The sequence below is a fragment of the Micrococcus sp. HMSC31B01 genome, from assembly GCF_001816085.1.
Classification (GTDB): Bacteria; Actinomycetota; Actinomycetes; order Actinomycetales; family Micrococcaceae; genus Micrococcus; species Micrococcus luteus.
In genome coordinates this window covers 1-4,640 of the sequence record NZ_KV825352.1, presented here as the reverse complement: position 1 = coordinate 4,640, position 4,640 = coordinate 1, and the positions used below count along the sequence as shown (strand labels likewise).

The window sequence follows — 4,640 nt, the reverse complement described above, 5'->3', positions numbered from 1 at the left end:
GGCCGGGCTCGGTGAGGGAGCCGTGGGCCAGCAGGGCCCCGCGCCACACGGCGGCGGTGGCCGCCGTCGTCCCGCTGACGAGGACCGGCGCGAGGCCACGCACGGGCCGTCCCCGCTGGTCGATGAGCCCGGTCTGCCGGGCGAGGTCCTCTCCCCCGCGCACGACCCGGAGCACGTACCGCTGACCACGGCGCAGGTTGCCGCCGGAGACCACCACGATCTCCGGGGCCAGGCCGTACAGCTCGGTGATGGCGGCGCGCAGGCGGCGCGCACTGGCGCCGTGGTCCAGTTCAACCTCCACGACGACGCGGCCGGCCACGAGGTGCAACCCCCCGGCGAACCGCAGCATCGCCGCGGTCTCCGCCCGCCGCTCCGGGGTCGCGGCGACCGGCACACGGGCCAGCTCCTCCTTGAGGGTCATGGTCAGCGCCATGCTCGTGCTCCTTCTCGGCGAGGTGCGCGCGTCAGTGGGTCATCGCCTCGTCGATCGCGACGGCCAGGCGCAGCGGGTCGTGGACCTGGGGATCCTGGGCACTGCTCACTCTACTGAACGCCACGCGCGCGCCCATCCGGGCCGCCTCGGCCTCCACCGCCGCCCGGTCGGTGACCGCGTCCACGTCGGCGATCACCACGTCCAGCCGGAGGTCCGGCGCATAGGAGCGCAGCACCTTGAGGTGGTCGGCGTGGGTGAGGCCGGTGGTCTCCTGGTCTCCCGTGCGCAGGTTCAGCACCATGAGGCGCCGGGCGGTGGTGGCGGCGAGGGCCGCGCGCACGTCCGGCATCAGCAGGTGCGGCAGCACCGACGTGTACAGCGAGCCGGGTCCGAGCACCACCCAGTCGGCCAGCTCGATCGCCGAGAGCGCCTCCGGGGTGGCGGGGGCGTCGGACGGGCTCAGGCGGACGTCGGTGACGCGCCCCTCGAACGCGGCGACCGCGAGGGCCACCTGGCCCTCCACGCATCGGGTGCGCAGGCGGCCGTCCGGGCCGGCGCTGAGCACGTCCCCGCCGATGGTCAGCGGCACCCGCGAGACCGGCAGGACCTCACCGTGCGCCCGCAGCAGGGCGCCGGCCCAGCGCAGCCCGTCCACCGGGTCGCCCAGCAGCTCCCAGAGGGCGACGATCAGGAGGTTCCCGAGCGCGTGGTTGTCCAGGGTGGCCTGGTCGGCGGGCACCTCGGTGGAGCGGAAGCGGTGCTGCATGACGTGGGCCCAGGTCCGACCCCAGTCGGTGTCGTCGCACAGGGCGGCCAGCGCCATGCGGAGGTCGCCGGGCGGCAGCACCGCCATCTCCCGGCGGATGGTGCCGGAGGAGCCACCGTCGTCCGCCACCGTGACGACGGCCGTGAGGTGCCCGGCCACGTGCCGCAGGGCCGCGAGGGACGCGGAGAGGCCGTGGCCGCCGCCGAGGGCGGTGACCCGGGCCGTGGGGCGGGACATGCCGGCGCCCACCCCGCGCCCTTCCGAACCCATCCCGGGCGGCAGGGGCAGCTGGCCGGTGAGCGGGGACGTCATTCGCGCCCCATGTCCCGGTGCTGGACGTGCACCGTCACGTGGGGCACCTGGGCCAGACGCCGGGCCAGCTCCTCGGCGACGGCCACGGAGCGGTGCTTGCCGCCCGTGCAGCCGATGGCGAGCGTGGCGTAGTGCTTGTTCTCCCGCCGGTAGCCCTCGAACACCGGCCCCAGCATGGCGACGTACGCGCGCAGGAAGTCCTCGACACCGGGGCGGGAGAGCACGTAGTCCGCGACCGCGGCCTCCGTGCCCGTGTGCGGACGCAGCGCCGGCACCCAGTGGGGGTTGGGGATGAAGCGCATGTCCGCCACGAAGTTCGCGTCCGCCGGGACGCCATACTTGAACCCGAAGCTCATGATGGTCAGGCGCAGCGTGACGGGGCCGGACTCCGAGAACAGCTCGGTGATCTCCGTGGCCAGGCCGTGCACGTTCAGCTCGGTGGTGTCCACCACGACGTCGGCACGCGCCTTGAGCGGCTCGACGACGTCCCGCTCCGCGCGGATGCCGTCCAGCAGCCGGGCGTTGCCCTGCATCGGGTGGGGGCGGCGGCCGGCCTCGAAGCGTTGCAGGAGGACGTGGTCCTCCGCATCGAGGAACACGGTGCGATACTCCACTCCGCTGTTGGCCAGGTGCTGCAGGGCGGCGTACAGCTCCTCGAAGTAGGAGCGCGAGCGCACGTCCACCACGATCGCCAGGCGCGGGAACGCCTCCGGCGAGCGGGCGATGAGCTCGGCCAGCGTGCCGAACAGGGCCGGCGGCATGTTCTCCACCACGTCCCAGCCGTGGTCCTCGAGCGCGTGCGCGGCGGTGGTCCGTCCGGCGCCGGACATCCCGGCGATCACGAGCACCTCGGATGTCGGCGGCTTCTCCGGCTGGAGGGTCTCCTCGATCATGACTCCACTGTATCCGCGGGCGTGTCGGCCGTGAGCGCCGTGTGGACGGCCTCGGCCAGCCGCGGCCCGATGCCGGCGACCTCGGTCAGCCGGTCCACGCCGGCGGCCCGGATCTCGGCGACGGAGCCGAAGTGGTTCAGCAGCGCGGTGCGCTTGGCCGGGCCCAGGCCCGGGATCCCATCCAGGGCGGAGACGGTCATCGCCTTGGACCGCCGGCTGCGGTGGCCCGCGATCGCGAACCGGTGCGACTCGTCACGGATGCGCTGGAGCAGGTACAGGCCCTCCGAGGTGCGCGGCAGGACCACCGGGAACTCGTCGCCCGGCAGCCACACCTCCTCGAGCCGCTTGGCCAGCCCGACCACGGGCAGGTCGTCCAGGCCCAGCTCCTCGAGGACCGCCGCGGCCGCGGCCACCTGGGGCGGGCCGCCGTCGACCACCACGAGCGAGGGCGGGTACGCGAAGCGGCGCCCCGCCTCCTGATCGTCCCCCTCGACCTGACCGGAGAGCGGGGCGCCCTCCGCGCGCTCCTTGGCCAGGCGGGCGAAACGACGCCGCAGGACGTCGCGCAGGGACGCCGTGTCGTCCCGGGCGGCCTCCCCCGTGACGTTGAAGCGGCGGTAGTCCTTCTTCTTCGGCAGCCCGTCCTCCATGACGACCATCGAGCCGACCACGTTGGTGCCCTGGGAGTGGGAGATGTCGTAGCACTCGATGCGCAGCAGGGGCTCGGTGATCTCCAGGGCCTCCTGCAGCTCCCGCAGGGCGGCGGAGCGGGTGGTGAGGTCCCCGGACCGCCGCGACTTGTGCAGCTTGAGGGCCATCTCCGCGTTCTCCCGGACGGTCTCCATGAGGTCCGCCTTCGAGCCCCGCCGGGGCACGCGCACGGCGACCCGGGACCCGCGCAGGCCCGAGAGCCACTCGGTGAGCTGTGCGGCGTCGCCGGGCTCGACCGGGACGAGGATCTCGTGCGGGATGCGCTCCGGCCCCTCGAGGTCGCCGTAGACCTGCTGGAGCAGGTGCGCGACCATCTCCGGCTCGGCGACGTCCTCCACGCGCTCCATGACCCAGCCGCGCTGGCCGCGGATGCGTCCCTGCCGGACGTGGAACACCTGCACCGCGACCTCCAGCTCGTCCGCGTGCAGGGCGAAGATGTCCGCCTCCGTGTTCTCCGGCAGCACCACGGCGTTGCGCTCGAACACGCGGCGCAGCGCGGCGATGTCGTCCCGCAGCCGGGCCGCGTCCTCGTAGCGCAGCTCCTCGACGGCACGGGCCATGGCCTTCTCCAGCTCGCGGATGAACCGGTTCGCGTCCCCGGCCATGAAGTCGCAGAAGTCCTGGGCCAGCGCGCGATGGTCCGCCGGGCTGATCCGGCCCACGCAGGGCGCCGAGCACTTGCCGATGTAGCCGAGCAGGCACGGCCGGTCCTGGGCGCGGGCCCGCTTGAACACGCCGGCCGAGCACGTGCGGACCGGGAAGACGCGCAGCATCAGGTCCACGGTCTCGCGGATCGCCTTGGCCGGGTGGAACGGGCCGAAGTACTTCACGCCGGGCTTCCGGTCGCCGCGCATCACCTGGACGCGCGGGAACTGCTCGTTCATGGTCACGGCCAGGTACGGGTACGACTTGTCGTCCCGGTACATGATGTTGAACCGGGGGCGGTACTCCTTGATCCACGTGTACTCGAGCTGGAGCGCCTCCAGCTCGGAGCCGACGACGGTCCACTCGACCGCGGCCGCCGTGAACACCATGGTCCGGGTCTTGGTGGCCAGCCGGGCGGGGTCCTGGAAATAGGAGCTCAGGCGGGCGCGCAGGTTCTTCGCCTTGCCGACGTAGACGACGCGTCCGTCCGCGTCGCGGAAGCGGTAGACGCCGGGCGACGTGGAGATCTCGCCCGGAGCCGGGCGGTAGGAGGCCGGATCAGCCACGGGCACCCGGGGCGGCGTTGTAGGCGTCCACCCGCTCCTGCCCCGAGAGCGCGCCGATGGCGTCCATGATCGCCGCCGTCGCGTCGCGGCGCTGCGGCAGGGTGTGTCGACGCCCGGGGTGGCCGAAGTCCAGGGGCGCGCCCACGCGCACGGAGAACCGGTGGGGACGGAAGCCGTTCGTGTCCGGCGGCTGGAGGTGCTGCGTGCCGACGAGGCCCACGGGCACCACGGGTGCGCCGGTGGCCAGGGCCAGCCAGGCCGCACCGGTGCGGCCGCGGTAGAGGCGGCCGTCGCGGCTGCGGGTGCCCTCCGGG

General features: G+C 73.7%; 5 protein-coding genes. All 5 read right to left on the bottom strand.

From position 1 onward, the window contains the following. Window positions 1-433, bottom strand: a 433-nt coding sequence (whiA, locus tag HMPREF3105_RS10710; RefSeq protein ID WP_070709580.1) for a DNA-binding protein WhiA, incomplete at its 3' end; no start/stop codon positions are given. A gap of 31 nt (window positions 434-464) precedes the next feature. Next, on the bottom strand, window positions 465-1,511 hold the full coding sequence (yvcK, locus tag HMPREF3105_RS10705) for a gluconeogenesis factor YvcK family protein (protein WP_049147872.1): 1,047 nt from the start codon (window positions 1,509-1,511) through the stop codon (window positions 465-467). Continuing rightward, window positions 1,508-2,404, bottom strand: a complete 897-nt coding sequence (gene rapZ / locus HMPREF3105_RS10700; protein ID WP_070709578.1) for an RNase adapter RapZ — start codon at window positions 2,402-2,404, stop codon at window positions 1,508-1,510. The genes yvcK and rapZ overlap by 4 nt, the downstream gene beginning before the upstream one ends. Further along, entirely contained in the window at window positions 2,401-4,326 is a 1,926-nt protein-coding gene (gene uvrC / locus HMPREF3105_RS10695; RefSeq protein ID WP_170747622.1) for an excinuclease ABC subunit UvrC, read from the bottom strand. Before uvrC ends, rapZ begins: the two co-directional genes overlap by 4 nt. Continuing rightward, the coding region (locus tag HMPREF3105_RS10690; protein ID WP_141762516.1) for a lysophospholipid acyltransferase family protein at window positions 4,319-4,640 on the bottom strand (322 nt) is incomplete at its 5' end. The genes HMPREF3105_RS10690 and uvrC, both read right to left, overlap by 8 nt.